The organism is Pseudomonas sp. B37(2017) (genome assembly GCF_002112885.1).
Classification (GTDB): domain Bacteria; phylum Pseudomonadota; class Gammaproteobacteria; order Pseudomonadales; family Pseudomonadaceae; genus Aquipseudomonas; species Aquipseudomonas paraglycinae.
The window spans coordinates 261,508-277,624 of record NZ_NEIX01000006.1; the positions used below are offsets into that span (position 1 = coordinate 261,508).

Sequence of the window (16,117 nt, forward strand, 5' to 3'; positions counted from 1 at the left end):
TCACTTCCTTAACGTGGCGTTCAACCTTTGTTCGAGCGAGGTGAGGATATTTTGCGTCGTCGAATTCACCTCATCGTCATTAAGAGTGCGCGATGGATGCTGCCAGGTCAAGCCGACTGCGAGGCTTTTTCTATCAGGATCAATGCCTTTACCCTGATACACGTCAAATAGCCTGAGGTCTGTCAGCCATTCGCCTGCATTTTCACGGATTACGTCCAGTACAGCCGAGGCTGCAACGTCTTTGTGCGCAATCAGTGCCAGGTCACGACGCACTTCAGGAAAGCGCGACAACTCGTGGAATTTCGGCATTTTACCCAGAGCGACTTCAGCCAGGACCAGCTCAAAGACGAAGACCGGACGGTCCAGACCCAGGGATTTCGACAGCTCAGGGTGAATCGCGCCGATAAAGCCGACTTCACGCCCTTCCCGTTCGATGCGCGCGGTCTGACCCGGATGCAGTGCAGGGTGTTTGCCCGGTGCAAAAGTGAACTGATCCAGCGCACCGGCAAAGCCCAGCACCGCTTCTACGTCAGCCTTGACGTCGAAGAAGTCCACGGTATCGCGACCTTGCGCCCAGCCTTCCGGCAGACGGCTGCCGCATACCACACCGGCGATCATCGGCTCTTGCTTCAGACCTTCCAGCTGACCGACAAAGCGCAGACCGCTCTCGAACAGACGAACACGATCCTGCTGACGGTTGAGGTTGTGCTGCAACGCCTTGACCAGACCCGGCCACAGCGACGAACGCATGGCGGCCATGTCATTGGAGATAGGGTTCGCCAACAGCAGCGGCTCCACGCCCGGGTTGAACAGCTCGAACTGCTTCGGATCGATGAAACTGTAAGTGATCGCTTCCTGGTAACCACGAGCAACCAGCAGACGACGCAGTTCCGGCAGATCGCTGCGCGCTTCGGCCTTGGCCTGTGGCGCCAGACGAGCTTGCGGGTAACGAACCGGCAAGCGGTTGTAACCGTACAGACGTGCCAGCTCTTCGATCAGATCGACTTCCAGGCTGATATCGAAGCGATGGCTCGGCACTTCTACGCGCCACTGTCCTGCTCCGTCGGCGGAAACTTTCAGACCCAAAGCGTTGAGCAGACGCTCGACTTCGGCCGAATCCATTTCCATGCCCAGCATCTGGGTAATGCGCTGAGCACGCAGGGTGATCGGCGCGATCGACGGCAAGTGCTGCTCGCTGACGGTCTCGATGATCGGGCCGGCTTCGCCGCCGGTGATTTCCAGCAGCAGGCCAGTGGCGCGCTCCATGGCTTCACGAGCCAGTTGCCAGTCCACGCCACGCTCGTAGCGGTGCGAAGCGTCGGTGTGCAGACCGTAGGAACGAGCCTTGCCCGCGACAGCGATCTGGTCGAAGAACGCACTTTCAAGGAATACGTCGCGAGTGGTCGCGGAAACACCGCTGTGCTCGCCACCCATCACGCCTGCAATGGCCAAAGCGCGAGTGTGGTCGGCGATCACCAGCGTATCGCTACGCAGGCTGACTTCCTGACCGTCGAGCAGTACGAGCTTCTCGCCCTCTTCCGCCATGCGCACACGGATGCCACCATTGATTTCGGCGAGATCGAAGGCGTGCAGCGGCTGGCCCAGCTCGAGCATCACGTAGTTAGTGATGTCGACGGCGGCGTCGATGCTGCGGACTTCGGCGCGACGCAGACGCTCAACCATCCACAGCGGCGTCGGCCTGGACAGGTCAACGTTACGGATGACACGGCCCAGGTAACGCGGGCAGGCAGCAGGTGCCAGGACTTCTACCGAGCGCACTTCATCGTGCACAGCCGGAACGGTCATCACTACCGGGCGAGTGACCGGAGCGTCGTACAGCGCGCCGACTTCACGGGCCAGACCGGCCAGGGACAGGCAATCGCCGCGGTTCGGAGTCAGATCGACTTCGATGCTGGCGTCTTCCAGGTCCAGATAAACACGGAAATCTTCACCTACCGGCGCATCGGCCGGCAGCTCCATCAGACCGTCATTGCCTTCACCGACCTGCAGCTCGGATTGCGAGCACAGCATGCCGTTGGACTCGACGCCGCGCAGCTTGGCCTTCTTGATCTTGAAGTCGCCCGGCAGCTCGGCACCGATCATCGCGAACGGAATCTTCAGGCCCGGACGCACGTTTGGCGCACCGCACACGACCTGGAAGGTTTCCGCGCCGTTGCTGACCTGGCATACGCGCAATTTGTCGGCATCGGGGTGCTGCTCGGTGCTCAGCACCTCGCCCACGACCACGCCACTGAAAACACCGGCGGCCGGCGTAACGCTATCGACCTCAAGACCGGCCATCGACAGACGTGCAACCAGCGCGTCGCGATCTACCTGCGGGCTGACCCAGCCACGCAGCCATTGTTCACTGAATTTCATCCTGCTCTCCTAAGAATTCGTTACGACTAGCGAAATTGCGCGAGGAACCGCAAGTCGTTGTCGAAGAACAGACGCAAGTCGTTCACGCCGTAACGCAGCATGGCCAGACGCTCAACGCCCATGCCGAAGGCAAAGCCCGAGAACTCTTCCGGATCGATCCCGGACATGCGCAGCACGTTCGGATGAACCATGCCGCAGCCCATCACTTCCAGCCAGCCAGTCTGTTTGCAGACACGGCAGCCTTTACCGCTGCACATGACGCATTCCATGTCGACTTCGGCGGAAGGCTCGGTGAACGGGAAGTACGAAGGACGGAAACGCACGGCCAGTTCTTTTTCGAAGAACACCCGCAGGAACTCTTCGATCGTGCCTTTGAGGTCGGCGAAGTTGATATCGCGATCGACCAGCAGGCCTTCGACCTGGTGGAACATCGGCGAATGGGTGATATCGGAGTCGCTGCGGTACACACGGCCTGGGCAGACGATGCGGATCGGCGGCTTTTTCGATTCCATGGTGCGGACCTGTACCGGCGAGGTATGGGTGCGCAGCAACATGTTGGCGTTGAAATAGAAGGTGTCATGCATCGACCGGGCCGGGTGGTGGCCTGGGATGTTGAGCGCCTCGAAGTTGTGATAGTCGTCTTCGACCTCAGGGCCTTCGGCAATGCCGTAGCCGATATGAGTGAAGAACTGTTCGATACGTTCCAGAGTCCGGGTTACCGGATGCAGACCACCGGAGGTCTGACCACGGCCCGGCAGGGTCACGTCAATGGATTCGGCAGACAGTTTGGCAGCCAGTTCGGCTTCCTCAAACAGAGCCATGCGCGCATTGAGAACGCCTGTAACACGTTCCTTGGCAACGTTGATCAGGGCGCCGACCTGCGGACGCTCTTCTGCCGGCAAATTCCCCAGGGTCTTCATCACCTGAGTCAATTCACCCTTTTTGCCAAGGTATTGAACCCGGATTTGCTCCAGGGCATTGATATCTTCAGCGCTTTGCACAGCCTCTAGTGCTTGAGAGACCAGCGCATCCAGGTTTTCCATGTACAGACTCCAGATACAAAATAGGGGAAGAGCTTGAAGGCTCTTCCCCTATTTAAGACGTTTACCACCTGGCCCCACGGAGGTGGGGCCGGGTGATTGTCGGGGGTACTTAAGCCAAGGTGGCTTTAGCTTTCTCGACAATCGCAGCAAACACCGCTTTTTCGTTCACTGCCAGATCAGCCAGAACCTTACGGTCGATCTCGATGGACGCTTTTTTCAGGCCAGCGATGAAACGGCTGTAGGACAGACCGTTAACACGAGCACCAGCGTTGATACGAGCGATCCACAGAGCGCGGAACTGACGTTTTTTCTGACGACGGTCACGGTAGGCGTATTGGCCTGCCTTGATTACCGCTTGCTTGGCAACACGGAATACGCGGGAGCGTGCGCCGTAGTAGCCTTTAGCAAGTTTCAGAATTTTTTTGTGACGTTTACGGGCAATGACGCCACGCTTTACACGAGCCATGAGTTACTTCCTCTATTCTTGATCCAAAAATTAACGAAGGCGCAGCATGCGCTCGACTTTTGCCACGTCAGACGGATGCAGCAAGCTGCTACCGCGCAGTTGACGCTTACGCTTGGTCGACATTTTGGTCAGGATGTGGCTCTTGAAAGCGTGCTTGTGCTTGATACCGTTAGCAGTTTTCAGAAACCGCTTAGCAGCACCACTTTTGGTTTTCATCTTTGGCATGTTCGGATACTCCGCATTCAGTTGATAAACATAATCAGAAGGCCTGCCGTGCCCTGTTGATTACTTCTTCTTTTTCGGGGCGATGACCATGATCAGCTGGCGTCCTTCCATCTTAGGATGCTGTTCGACCGAACCGTACTCGAGCAGGTCAGCTTCAACCCGCTTGAGGAGTTCCATCCCCAGCTCCTGGTGGGCCATCTCACGGCCGCGGAATCGCAAGGATACCTTGGCCCTGTCCCCGTCACTCAGGAAACGTACCAGGTTGCGCAGTTTTACCTGGTAATCCCCTTCCTCCGTCCCTGGACGAAACTTGATTTCTTTTACCTGAATCTGCTTCTGGTTTTTCTTCGCCGCAGCAATCTGCTTCTTCTTTTCGAAGATCGATTTGCCGTAGTCCATCACCCGGCAAACCGGTGGGACTGCGTCTGCAGAGATTTCTACCAGATCAAGCTTTGCTTCTTCAGCAATACGAAGCGCTTCATCAATCGAGACGATGCCAATCTGCTCGCCATCAGCGCCAATTAACCGAACCTCGCGTGCCGAGATATTCTCGTTGATCGGGGCTTTCGGTGCAGCTCGTTTATCTTGTCTCATTTCACGCTTAATAATAATTACTCCGAATCTGGGCGACCACGCCGGGAAACCGCTTGCGCGAGAAACTCAGCGAACTGGGCGACGGGCATCGAGCCCAGGTCAGCACCTTCACGAGTACGCACAGCGACAGTCTGCATCTCGACTTCCTTATCCCCAATAACCAAGAGATATGGAACCTTGAGCAAAGTATGCTCGCGGATTTTAAAGCCGATCTTTTCATTTCTCAAGTCGGACTTGGCACGAAACCCGCTTTCGTTGAGAGTTTTTTCGACCTGAGCGACGAAATCTGCCTGTTTATCAGTGATATTCATGATCACTGCCTGGGTTGGCGCCAGCCACGCAGGGAATGCACCTTCGTAGTGCTCGATCAGAATCCCGACGAAACGCTCGAACGAACCGAGTATCGCACGGTGCAACATCACCGGATGCTTGCGGCTGTTGTCTTCGGAGACGTATTCGACCCCCAGACGCACAGGCAGGTTGAAATCGAGCTGCAAGGTACCACACTGCCACACGCGGCCGAGGCAATCTTTCAGCGAGAATTCAATCTTCGGACCGTAGAACGCACCCTCACCCGGCTGCAGATCGTACGGCAGGCCAGCGCTATCAAGGGCTGCAGCCAGGGCTGCTTCGGCGCGATCCCACAGCTCGTCGGAACCGACGCGCTTTTCCGGACGAGTGGACAGTTTCATCTCGACATCGGTAAAGCCGAAGTCGCGGTAAACATCCATGGTCAGCTTGATGAACGCAGCGGATTCAGCCTGCATCTGCTCTTCGGTACAGAAGATGTGGGCGTCGTCCTGAGTGAACGCGCGCACACGCATGATGCCGTGCAACGCACCCGACGGCTCGTTACGGTGGCAGGCACCGAACTCAGCCAGACGCATCGGCAGCTCACGGTAGCTCTTCAGGCCCTGGTTGAACACTTGCACGTGGCAAGGGCAGTTCATCGGCTTGATGGCGTAGTCGCGACTTTCCGACTCAGTGGTGAACATGTTGTCGGCGTAGTTGGCCCAGTGCCCGGATTTCTCCCACAGGCTGCGGTCAACGACTTGCGGCGTCTTGATCTCGAGATAGCCGTTGTCGCGCTGCACCTTGCGCATGTACTGCTCGAGTACCTGGTACAGCGTCCAGCCATTCGGGTGCCAGAACACCATGCCCGGCGCTTCTTCCTGAGTGTGAAACAGGCCCAGGCGCTTGCCGATCTTACGGTGATCGCGCTTTTCAGCTTCTTCGATACGCTGGATGTAAGCAGCCAGTTGCTTCTTGTCCGCCCACGCGGTGCCGTAAACGCGCTGCAATTGCTCGTTCTTGGCATCACCGCGCCAGTAGGCACCGGACAGCTTGGTCAGCTTGAAAGATTTCAGGAAGCGGGTGTTCGGCACGTGCGGACCGCGGCACATGTCGACGTATTCTTCGTGATAGTACAGGCCCATGGCCTGCTCGTTCGGCATGTCTTCGACCAGACGCAGCTTGTAGTCTTCGCCACGGGCCTTGAACACTTCGATCACTTCGGCACGCGGAGTGACTTTCTTGATGACGTCATATTCTGTATCGATCAGCTGTTGCATGCGCTGTTCGATGGCCGCCATGTCGTCCGGAGTAAAAGGACGCTCGAAGGCGATGTCGTAATAGAAGCCTTCGTCGATAACCGGCCCGATGACCATTTTTGCAGTCGGATACAACTGTTTGACCGCATGGCCGACCAGGTGGGCGCAAGAGTGGCGAATGATCTCCAGCCCCTCTTCATCCTTTGGCGTGATGATTTGCAGCGTCGCGTCGCTGTCGATGATGTCGCAGGCGTCGACCAGCTTGCCGTTGACCTTGCCGGCCACGGTGGCCTTGGCCAGACCTGCACCAATGGATGCGGCGACCTCGGCTACGGAAACCGGGTGATCGAATGAACGTTGACTGCCGTCGGGAAGAGTAATAGTTGGCATGGCGCCTCCTCTCCTAGTGGTGACCCCTACCAAAGGTCACGTGGGTTGGGATGAGCCAGTACAAGATCCGATCCAGGCCATTCAATGACGAACGCCTGCCTTACAGCGGCAGGAGCCTTGCGGCCAACCGGAAAACCGAACCAGAGTGACTGGGATTCAAATCAGAAAATTCGTGCACTGCCGCTACCGGGACTGAAGGTCATCCGGAGCCTGCGAACGCCCGAGCCAGGCATGCTAGCACAGATGAACGGTCACCGATGCACTCTGGTTTTTACCGAGAGGCAAATCGTCTGTTTTATGCCAGAGTGCTGAACTTGATCGGCCTTTGAGCCCTCAGATAACAAGACATTGACCCACAAGGAGCATCCTCGCATGCGTCTTAATACCCTGCTTGCTGCAGTCGTCCCCCTCGTTTTGCTGCTGCCGCTGAGCGCCCACGCTGACTGGCCAAAGGGCGAGCGTGAGAAATACATGGCTCAGTGCACCCAGGCGGCCACTCCGCAAATCGGTGCCGCTGCCGCAAAATCCCACTGCGCGTGCGGTGCCGATGCCATCAAGTCCTACCCGGCCAGCGACATTCAGGCATTGATGGACAACAAGGCCACGCCTGAACTGCAACAGAAAGCCTTGGGGCAAATTGCCAAATGCAAGGCCAATACCCCGGCGAAAAAATGATGAAACAGGCCTTTTCACTGCCCCCAGCACTGCTGAAAAGCATCTGAATCAGGCCTTTTCGTACGATTTATGCAGGTTTTACAGGTTTTTTTGTTGTCTTTATTTTTCGCTCGAGGCCTTATAAACCGGGGCCTCCAGCCGAAACAGGCAGTAAAGAAAACACGACTGATTGGCAAACAGCACGTCCGGGGGGCTACCAAAGCGAACATTTCGACTATGATACCCCGGTGTGCCCAGTTGGCCTGAGCAGCACAGTACTACTGAAAATATATGTTTCTTGGAGATACACCATGTCTAATCGCCAAACCGGCACCGTTAAATGGTTCAACGATGAAAAAGGCTTCGGCTTCATCACTCCTCAAGGTGGCGGTGACGACCTGTTCGTACACTTCAAAGCTATCGAAACTGACGGTTTCAAAAGCCTGAAAGAAGGCCAGACCGTTTCCTTCGTGGCTGAGAAAGGCCAAAAGGGTATGCAAGCTGCACAAGTTCGCCCAGAGTAATTTCCCGGCGCACTAAAAAAACCCCGTCCATGTGACGGGGTTTTTTATGGGTGAAACAAAAGCCCGAAGGCTCAGCCGCAGTTGACGCGGGTGATCACCAGGTTCTGATCGGTATTCAGGTTAAGGCGATCGGAACGGTACTCCAAAGTAATCATGTCATTAGGCTTGAGGAAGCGGGCGTTCTGCGCACCGGCTTTCTTGCGTGCCTGCTCCAACAGCTCCGGCGAAGCTTTCTTGCCGAGAGCGAACTCCGCTGCCGATGCTTCACAACGACCATGTCCGGCCTCAGTCGCCACGGGTTCCTTCTGCGACTCGCTGGAGGTCGTAGAGCAACCAGCCAACAGAGCAACGGCCATCAGTGCACCCAGTGACGCGAACTTCCAAGGCATTGAAGCCTCCTTATTTCAATTTTGAGCAGAAATCGTGCGACCGCCAATACGGCGTTTGGTTTCACGGTGAGTGCTATCGCCCTGCCCCACGATCGGAAAAACGCCGAGTGTGCCTGAGCAACACCTGAAGCATCACCCCGTAAAACGTCACTGAATATTAATGACGCTCAGTAGACATCAATGTAGTCGTAAGGCGGATTCGGCCAGTTGTCCTTGAGCGCATTAAAAATCTGCATGACCCAGACTTCGTCGCTGGCTGCGACATTTCCCACGTATCCCGAGCCTTTTGCCCAGGTCTCCAGACGAAACAGCAGGCCATCGATGTCCTGACCGCCAGTGACACCCGAAGAGATATAGGCAATCCCGCCCTTGGTCACGCGCAGTTGGGTGTGTTCGTCATCACTGGCCGACGCCAGCATCCGGCGGACAGCATCAAGGGTCAGGCCGTCGGGACTATTCAAATCGATCTGCACAGCGCAATCCTTGTTTTTTTTGCGGAAACGACCAAGTGTCGCATAGCCCTGCGCTCATGCCTAAGTCGCAGTGCCAAACGCTCGGCAAAGTGGTTAACTCAAAACTCCGATCCCGCGACCGAGCCTTGCCATGACCACCGTAAGCATTACCGCCGACATCAAGGCCACCTGGCCACAAGGGCACAGTTCTTACAGTCCGGGCAGTCCGGAGGAATTGGCATTGATCAGCATTGACTTGCTGGTGAAGACGCTGGGAACGCAAGGCGCGCAGTCATTCATCGCCCAGTTGTTCGAGAAGTATCCAGATGACTTCAAAGGAACATCGGACACCGAGAGGGAGTAAAAGCCCGCAAGCTGGCACCTGCGGGCATATGGCTTACTTCAGACGTTTGAGACGTTCGGTCAGCAGATCGAAGAAGCCCTGGGCATCGCCGTTCTCCACCCAGAAGGCGTTCTTCGGCGCCTTGAGGCCGTCATACCAGTCGACAATGGTCTGGCCGAAGGTCGGGCCTTCGCGGCTGTCGACCACCACATTTACCGACCGGCCAGTGAACAGCTCAGGCTTGAGCAGATAAGCCACGACGGTGGCGTCATGCACCGGGCCACCCGGAATGCCGTAGTGCTCCATATCGCCTTTGATGTACTCGTTGAGGATGTCGCCGACAATCTTGCTCGCATTGTTGTTCAGCGCCGCAATCTGCTTCAGGCGCGCATCGCTGGTCAGGATCTTGTGGGTCACGTCCAGCGGCAGGTAAGTCAGTTTCACGCCACTTTTGAGCACCACTTCCGCTGCTTGCGGATCGGCGTACAGGTTGAATTCGGCCACTGGCGTGATGTTGCCGCCATTGAAGTGGGCGCCACCCATGATCACCACTTCCTTGATCCCCTGAACGATCTCCGGCTCCTGGATCAGCGCCAGAGCCAGATTGGTCTGCGGGCCGAGCATCGCGATGGTGATGCTGTGCGGCTTGGCTTTTTTCAGGGTGTCGATCAGGTAGTTGACCGCATTGCCTTTGGCCAGGCCTTTTTTCGGCTCGTGCACGGTGACACCCGACAGGCCTTCCTTGCCATGGATGTTTTCGGCGTAGATCGGCGTGCGCATCAGCGGTTTCGGCGCGCCGGCGTACACCGGAATCTCTTCCCGCCCTGCCCACTCACGGGCCAACCGCGCATTGCGCGAAGTCTTGTCCAGACGCACATTGCCGGCCACGGTGGTCAACGCGCGAATGTTCAGTTCTTCCGGTGAGGCCAGGGCAAACAACAGGGCGACCACGTCGTCGGCGCCCGGATCGGTGTCGATGATCAGGTCGATTTTTTCCGCCGCCTGGGCGCCGGTCGCGGTTATTACGGACAAAAGCAGCAGACTCCGAATCAATTGATGCATTTTTTGAGCATAGCGGTGCATGGCGCATTCCTTGTGCAGATGAAATCAAAAGGGGCGAACCCTGTTTAGAACGTAACTCCAGACACCAGCACGATGTTGCAGTACGGCTGGCATTCGCCCGTACGAACAATCGCTCGTGCCTGTCGACTGAGTACTTTGAATTGCTCGTGACTGAGCAGGTCACGCCGCCCCAGTGAGCCTTCGTCATTCAGCTCGTCCAGCGTGGAAAGCGCGGTCGGTTGCTTGTCGAAAATCTCCTTGGCCAGTGCGTGGCTTTCCACCTGCATCTCGCTGAGCACGACTTTCAGGGTGCTGACGAAATCCGGAACGCCGTGCGTCAACGCCAGGTCGATCAACTCGACACCCGGCGGTACCGGCAGGCCGGCATCGCCGATCACGACCATGTCGCCGTGGCCGAGGGAAGCAATCAGCCGCGACAGGGCGACATTGAGCAAAGGAGTCTTTTTCATGCGGGTTTGAATGCCTGTACGTCGGAGGTAGTGGGAATGGACGGCTGGGCACCTGCCCGGGTAACCGACAGGGCCGCAGCGACCTGCCCGAAACGAATGGCCTCGGCCTCGGTTTTGCCGGCCGCCAGTGCCGCCGCAAATCCGCCGACAAAGGTATCCCCGGCGGCAGTGGTATCGACAGCCTTCACTTTGGGTGCAGGAAAATGCTGGTAACCCGTGCCGTTGGCGAACAATGAGCCTTGAGCCCCCAGCGTGATGATGACCTTGCCGGCGCCCAGTGAAATCAGGTGCGCAGCGGCTTTTTCAGCGCTCTCCAGCGAATCCACCGGCAAACCGCTTAGGGCGGCGGCCTCGCTCTCGTTGGGAATCAGGTAATCGATGGAGGCAAACCAGTCCGCCGGCAGCGGGCGACTGGCCGGCGCCGGGTTGAGGATGACCGTCTTGCCCAGTTCACGTCCGCGTTTCAACGCATGGCCTACCGTGGCATCGGGGATTTCCAGCTGGCAGATGATCACGTCGGCCGCTTGCAGCACGGCGTCGAACCGGTCGATGACCGCCGGAGTCATCGAACCATTGGCACCGGCCACGATGACAATCGCGTTCTGACTGTTGTCATCGACCACGATCAGCGCCACGCCACTGGAATCCTCCACCACGCTGACCGCCCGACAATCGATCTGCTCGGCCAGCAACGCGTCGCGCAACTGCACGCCATAGTCATCGTTGCCGACACAGCCGACCATCGACACCTTCGCACCCAGCCGCGCAGCAGCCACCGCCTGATTGGCACCCTTGCCACCGGACACGGTTGCGAAGGAATGGCCGATCAGCGTCTCACCACCCCGGGGCAAGCGCGGCGCCCGGGTGACCAGATCCATGTTCAGGCTGCCTATTACCACTACATTTGCGGACATACATCACTACTCTTCAATTCGTTTCAGCGGTATTCGGTGAACACGCCGGACAGCGGTGCAGTCGATTCGCGCAGGACAATACTCGGGGTCACGATCCGCTGATCCGTCGCCAGACCCGGCGTAGCAATTCTTCGCAACAAGACTTCCGCCGCCATCTCACCCAACTGAAGGATCGACTGGCCCACAGTCGTCAGCGCTGGATACACGTAACGACTCATCTGGATATCGTCGAAGCCGATCACCGACAGTTCGGCGGGCACGCGCACGTTGCGTTCCGCAGCGGCCCGCAACACACCTATGCCAATCATGTCGTTACCGGCGAAGATCGCGCTCGGAGGGTTACGTTCAAGCAGGATGGAAGCAGCGTTGTAACCACCAGTGCTGGTGAAGTCGCTTTCCAGCATGCGCGACGGGGACACTTCAACACCCGCCTCTTTCAGCGCTCGAGCAAAACCGGCCTGACGCATTTGCGCAACACTGGTGCTGGCCGGACCACCGATCGTGGCGATGTCGCGATGACCAAGCTCAAGCAGATGCCGCGTCGCGAGGTACGCGCCATATTCGTGATCGATGCGCACCAGGTCGGCGTCCACGCCTTCGAGTCCACGGTCGACGATCACCATCGGCGTCTTTACGCCCGCCAGTCCTTGCGCCAGACCGCTGTCGCCACCCGCCGAGGCAACGATCAAGCCGTCGATGCGCTTTTCCAGCAGGACCCGCAGGTAGCTGCGCTGCTTGTCCGGGTTGTCGTCGGAGTTGCAGAGAATCACGCAGTAGCCGTTACGCTCGCAGTAATCCTCGATCCCGCGCGCCAGTTCGGCGAAGTACGGGTTGAGGCTGTTGGGCACCAGCAAGCCAATGGTGGCGGTGGTTTTCGCTTTCAGCGAACGGGCCACCGCGCTCGGCACATAGTCGAGGCTCTTGATTGCCGCCTCGACCTTGAGCCGCACCTCTTCACTCACCGGTCGGGTCTTGTTTACTACATGGGACACGGTCGTGTAGGAAATTCCTGCAAGTGCCGCCACATCCTTGATCGTTGCCATTTATCAGCCCCGTCGGCTTGCGCGTTGACTGCGATAGGTGTCGAGCACCACGGCGATCACGATCACCGCACCGGTGATGATGCGCTTGGTCGGCTCGGTCGCGCCAATCTGCGCCAGACCCGCCGCCAGCACGGAGATGATCAACACACCGAAAAAGGTGCTGATCACCGAACCACGCCCCCCCATCAGGCTGGTGCCGCCGATCACCACGGCAGCGATGACTTGCAGCTCAAGGCCGGAACCAGCATTCGGGTCGGCCGCTTCCAGTCGGGAAATCTGGAACAGCGCTGCGATGCCGGCAAGCAGACCCATGAGGCTGAACACCAGGATCTTGTAGGGCTTTGGATTGATCCCCGCCAGACGCACCGCTTCTTCGTTGGTGCCAATGCCGATCAGGTAGCGACCGAACACGGTACGGGTCAAAACGGCCTGGGCAATGAAGATGACCAGCAAGGCAATGATGAACGACGGCGAAATACCGAAGGCGATCGGGTTCGACAGCCAGGCGAAGGAATCACCGATGTAGGCGGTACGCGAACCGGTCATCTGATAGGCCAGACCACGGGCCATCTCCAGCACACCCAGAGACACGATGAACGACGGAATTCGCCACGCCACGGTAATCGAGCCGGTAACCGTGCCGGCCAACGCGGCAACGGCCATACCCAACAAAGCAGCCGGCAATACGCTCCAGCCCCAGCCGAGGATTGCAACGCTGACAGTGGATGCTGCGAGCGCCAGTACCGAGCCTACCGACAGGTCGATCCCGCCGATGATCAGGACAAACGTCATGCCCACCGCCAGAACCATCAGGTCGGGAATCTGGTTGGCCAGGGTGCTGAAGGTGTTATACGACAGGAAATGGCTGCTCATGACCGAGAACAGCGCAATCATTGCCAGCAACGCGCCGGCCAGGCCCAGGTAAGTGCCGAGGCCGTAGAAATTGCCGCTGGATTTGCCTGCGGAAGATGCAGTTTTCATGGGAGGTCCCTAGGCGCTGCTTCGTTGAGCAACGCATCACGTTTCTGGTAGCCGGCGAACGCGGCGGCAAGCAAGTCATCCTGGGTCCAGCTGTCGCGCTCGAACGTGTCGATCAGGCGCCCTGCCGACAACACACCGATGCGGTCGCAGATCAGCATCAGCTCGCGCAAATCGCTGGACACCACGACCAGCGCCTTGCCCTGACGGGTCAGTTCGCCAAGCAAGGCATAAATATCGAACTTGGCGCCGACATCGATACCGCGAGTCGGCTCGTCGAACAGCAGCACCGAACAGTCGCGCTCGAGCCAGCGACCGATCACGACCTTTTGCTGGTTACCGCCGGACAGCTCGGACACCAACTGCGTCGGGCTGGAACTGCGGATGCGCATGGCATCGATCTGGCGCTGCGCGAGCTTTGTTTCATCGCCGTTGTTGACGAACCCGCCGCTGGAAATTTCCGGCATGTTGCCCAACGCAATGTTGGCACTGATCGACTGGCTCAGCAGCAGGCCTTCGCCCTTGCGATCCTCGGTGATCAAGGCGATGCCGTTGCGCACGGCGTCGACTGGCGAACGGATGCTCACCGTTTTTGCCGGCGAACCGAGTGCCACCGTGCCGCTGTCCGCGACATCGGCGCCGAAGATCAGCCGCAAAAGTTCGGTGCGCCCTGCCCCGATCAGACCCGAGATGCCAAAAATCTCACCGGCGCGAACCTCAAAGGACACGTCGCGCACCTTGTCGGAGCGGGTCAGGCCTTTGACCGTCAGGGCCGGCGCGCCGATATTACGAGCCCCGAGATCGATATGCTCGCCCAGCTCGCGACCGACCATCAGGGTGACCAGTTGCTCGCTGTTGTAATTGGCCATCGGCTCGACGCACACTAGGTTGCCGTCACGCAGCACGGCAATGCGCTGAGCGACCCGGGCCAGTTCTTCGAGGCGATGGGAGATGTAGATGATCGAGACGCCACGCGCCTGCAGCCGGGTGATCTGCTCAAAGAGCATCTCGACCTCACGGGCGGTCAGCATCGCGGTCGGTTCGTCGAGGATCAGCACGTGGCAATCGCCGATCAGGTTACGGGCGATTTCGACCATTTGCTGGTGACCGATACCCAGCTCGCCGACCAGTGTGTCCGGATCGATGGCATCGAGGCCGACTTGAGCCATGGCTTCGATCGCGGCCTTGCGCAGCTGCTTGCGGCTGATCCAGCCACCGTTGCTCGGCAGATTGTCGAGGAACAGGTTCTCGGCCACCGACAGCGTCGGCAGCAGATTGAGCTCTTGCATGACCATGCGCACACCCAGCTCTTCAGCCTGCGTGCGACTGCCGGGGCGATACTCCTTGCCCTGGAATTGCATCTGGCCGGTGGTGGGTGTGACCAGCCCGCCGATGATCTTCGACAGGGTGCTTTTGCCGGCACCGTTCTCACCGGTCAGCGCCAGCACTTCACCGCGCATCAACGTCAGGTCGATGCCGGTCAGAACCGGTTGCGCATAGGTCTTGCCGATACCGCTGACCGAGAGGACAGCGTTCGGAGCGGAAACTGACATAAAAATCTCCATGCGCTCGCCCGGACGGACGAGCGCCATTGTGTCGCCAGTGGACTTACTTGGTGACCAGCTCGACCGGCGTTTCGATCACACCGTTCGCACCACTGTCGACTTTCTCGCCCTTGATGATTTTCAGCGCGGTCTCGATGCCAAACACCGCTTGCTTCGCGGCGAACTGGTCAGCAGTCGCCAGAACACGGCCGTCCTTCAGCATGGGTTTGATGGCATTTATGTTGTCGTAACCGACAACCTTCACCTGACCGGCCTTGCCGGCAGCGCGCACGGCGGAAACGGCGCCCACGGCCATGCTGTCGTTACCGGCCAGCAGCGCCTTGACGTCCGGGTATTCGCTGAGAATCGAAGCGGCCACCTTGTTGCCCTTGTCGATTTCCCAGTCACCGGACTGCAGGGAGACAACCTTGATCTGTGCAGCCTCCATCGCATCCTTGAAGCCAGCGGTACGCTGCTGGGCGTTGGTCGTCGTGGAGACACCTTCAATGATGCCGACTTCGTCACCGGCCTTCAGTTGCTTGGCCAGGTACTCACCCACCAGACGCGCGCCTTTGCGGTTGTCCGGGCCTACGAACGGAACGCTGATGTTCTTGCTTTTGATCACAGCCGGATCGAGTTGGTTATCGATGTTGATCACGGTGATACCGGCATCGACCGCCTTCTTGATCACTGGCACCATCGCCTTGGAATCAGACGGTGCGATGACCAGTGCGTTGACCTTCGCCAGAATCATCTGCTCGACGATGCGCGTCTGCCCCGCCGTGTCGGTTTCGTCCTTGATGCCGTTGGAGATCAGGTCGAAATCGGCGGAATGTTCTTTCTGGTAGGCCTTGGCGCCATCTTCCATGGTCAGGAAGAACTCGTTGGCCAGGGATTTCATGACCAGGGCGACTTTTGGTTTTTCAGGGGATTCGGCGAAAGCCGAAGAGACAGGCAGTGCGGCGGATGCGGCAGCCAGCATGGCGACAGCAAGAAGACGTCCAGCGAATGGCAGCTTCATGGGTTCACTCCGATCTTATGATTATTGTGAGCAACGCTTGCACTGGCGTAAGCTCGCTGCACCCCACGACAATTCA

18 protein-coding genes are annotated in these 16,117 nt (G+C 58.3%); 3 read left to right on the forward strand and 15 right to left on the reverse strand.

All coding sequences use genetic code 11. From position 1 onward, the window contains the following. From pheT to thrS, 6 genes are all read right to left on the reverse strand, one after another. Complete coding sequence (pheT, locus tag CAF90_RS17465; protein WP_085607825.1) at nt 1–2,379, reverse strand: phenylalanine--tRNA ligase subunit beta; 2,379 nt, start codon at nt 2,377–2,379, stop codon at nt 1–3. Between the two features lie 26 nt (nt 2,380–2,405). Beyond that, nucleotides 2,406–3,422, reverse strand: coding sequence for a phenylalanine--tRNA ligase subunit alpha (gene pheS, locus CAF90_RS17470; RefSeq protein ID WP_011333387.1), 1,017 nt, complete (start codon nt 3,420–3,422; stop codon nt 2,406–2,408). A 109-nt stretch (nt 3,423–3,531) separates the two neighbouring features. Continuing rightward, on the reverse strand, nt 3,532–3,888 hold the full coding sequence (gene rplT, locus CAF90_RS17475; protein WP_007913489.1) for a 50S ribosomal protein L20: 357 nt from the start codon (nt 3,886–3,888) through the stop codon (nt 3,532–3,534). A gap of 30 nt (nt 3,889–3,918) precedes the next feature. Next, the gene (gene rpmI, locus CAF90_RS17480) at nt 3,919–4,113 is read right to left on the reverse strand and encodes a 50S ribosomal protein L35 (protein WP_002553160.1); all 195 of its coding nucleotides are present in this window, start codon (nt 4,111–4,113) and stop codon (nt 3,919–3,921) included. Between the two features lie 60 nt (nt 4,114–4,173). Next, nucleotides 4,174–4,725: a translation initiation factor IF-3 gene (infC, locus tag CAF90_RS17485; protein ID WP_170929410.1), complete on the reverse strand. Its 552-nt coding sequence runs from the start codon at nt 4,723–4,725 to the stop codon at nt 4,174–4,176. Then, on the reverse strand, nt 4,725–6,647 hold the full coding sequence (thrS, locus tag CAF90_RS17490; RefSeq protein ID WP_085607827.1) for a threonine--tRNA ligase: 1,923 nt from the start codon (nt 6,645–6,647) through the stop codon (nt 4,725–4,727). The genes infC and thrS overlap by 1 nt, the downstream gene beginning before the upstream one ends. 372 nt (nt 6,648–7,019) lie before the next feature. On the opposite strand from thrS, the gene CAF90_RS17495 reads away from it, so the two are divergent. Next, the gene (locus CAF90_RS17495) at nt 7,020–7,322 is read left to right on the forward strand and encodes a hypothetical protein (protein ID WP_085607829.1); all 303 of its coding nucleotides are present in this window, start codon (nt 7,020–7,022) and stop codon (nt 7,320–7,322) included. 290 nt (nt 7,323–7,612) lie between these two features. Continuing rightward, on the forward strand, nt 7,613–7,825 hold the full coding sequence (locus CAF90_RS17500; RefSeq protein ID WP_007956027.1) for a cold-shock protein: 213 nt from the start codon (nt 7,613–7,615) through the stop codon (nt 7,823–7,825). A 71-nt stretch (nt 7,826–7,896) separates the two neighbouring features. On the opposite strand, the gene CAF90_RS17505 is transcribed toward CAF90_RS17500, so the two are convergent. Beyond that, nucleotides 7,897–8,214 carry an I78 family peptidase inhibitor gene (locus CAF90_RS17505; RefSeq protein WP_007956025.1) on the reverse strand — a complete coding sequence of 106 codons (318 nt, stop codon included), beginning with the start codon at nt 8,212–8,214 and terminating at the stop codon, nt 7,897–7,899. 167 nt (nt 8,215–8,381) lie between these two features. Beyond that, nucleotides 8,382–8,687 (reverse strand): hypothetical protein, encoded by a 306-nt coding sequence (locus tag CAF90_RS17510; protein ID WP_007956024.1) that lies wholly within the window; start codon nt 8,685–8,687, stop codon nt 8,382–8,384. Nucleotides 8,688–8,817: 130 nt separating this feature from the next. Here CAF90_RS17510 and CAF90_RS17515 point away from each other — a divergent pair, with 130 nt between their 5' ends. Beyond that, nucleotides 8,818–9,030 carry a hypothetical protein gene (locus CAF90_RS17515; protein ID WP_007956023.1) on the forward strand — a complete coding sequence of 71 codons (213 nt, stop codon included), beginning with the start codon at nt 8,818–8,820 and terminating at the stop codon, nt 9,028–9,030. 33 nt (nt 9,031–9,063) lie between these two features. Here CAF90_RS17515 and CAF90_RS17520 read toward each other — a convergent pair whose 3' ends face one another. Genes CAF90_RS17520 through CAF90_RS17550 form a run of 7 tightly spaced genes read right to left on the reverse strand, consistent with a single transcriptional unit; the run spans nt 9,064 to nt 16,041 of the window. Further along, complete coding sequence (locus tag CAF90_RS17520) at nt 9,064–10,092, reverse strand: nucleoside hydrolase (RefSeq protein WP_085607831.1); 1,029 nt, start codon at nt 10,090–10,092, stop codon at nt 9,064–9,066. Nucleotides 10,093–10,136: 44 nt separating this feature from the next. Next, nucleotides 10,137–10,541 carry a D-ribose pyranase gene (gene rbsD, locus CAF90_RS17525; RefSeq protein ID WP_007956017.1) on the reverse strand — a complete coding sequence of 135 codons (405 nt, stop codon included), beginning with the start codon at nt 10,539–10,541 and terminating at the stop codon, nt 10,137–10,139. Next, entirely contained in the window at nt 10,538–11,455 is a 918-nt protein-coding gene (rbsK, locus tag CAF90_RS17530; protein ID WP_085607833.1) for a ribokinase, read from the reverse strand. The genes rbsD and rbsK overlap by 4 nt, the downstream gene beginning before the upstream one ends. A gap of 23 nt (nt 11,456–11,478) precedes the next feature. After that, on the reverse strand, nt 11,479–12,498 hold the full coding sequence (locus CAF90_RS17535; RefSeq protein ID WP_007956014.1) for a LacI family DNA-binding transcriptional regulator: 1,020 nt from the start codon (nt 12,496–12,498) through the stop codon (nt 11,479–11,481). 3 nt (nt 12,499–12,501) lie between these two features. Continuing rightward, nucleotides 12,502–13,479, reverse strand: coding sequence for an ABC transporter permease (locus CAF90_RS17540; protein ID WP_007956013.1), 978 nt, complete (start codon nt 13,477–13,479; stop codon nt 12,502–12,504). Next, complete coding sequence (locus CAF90_RS17545; RefSeq protein ID WP_085607835.1) at nt 13,476–15,029, reverse strand: sugar ABC transporter ATP-binding protein; 1,554 nt, start codon at nt 15,027–15,029, stop codon at nt 13,476–13,478. Before CAF90_RS17545 ends, CAF90_RS17540 begins: the two co-directional genes overlap by 4 nt. A gap of 55 nt (nt 15,030–15,084) precedes the next feature. Beyond that, nucleotides 15,085–16,041 carry a sugar ABC transporter substrate-binding protein gene (locus CAF90_RS17550; protein ID WP_085607837.1) on the reverse strand — a complete coding sequence of 319 codons (957 nt, stop codon included), beginning with the start codon at nt 16,039–16,041 and terminating at the stop codon, nt 15,085–15,087. Between the last annotated feature and the right edge of the window lie 76 nt (nt 16,042–16,117).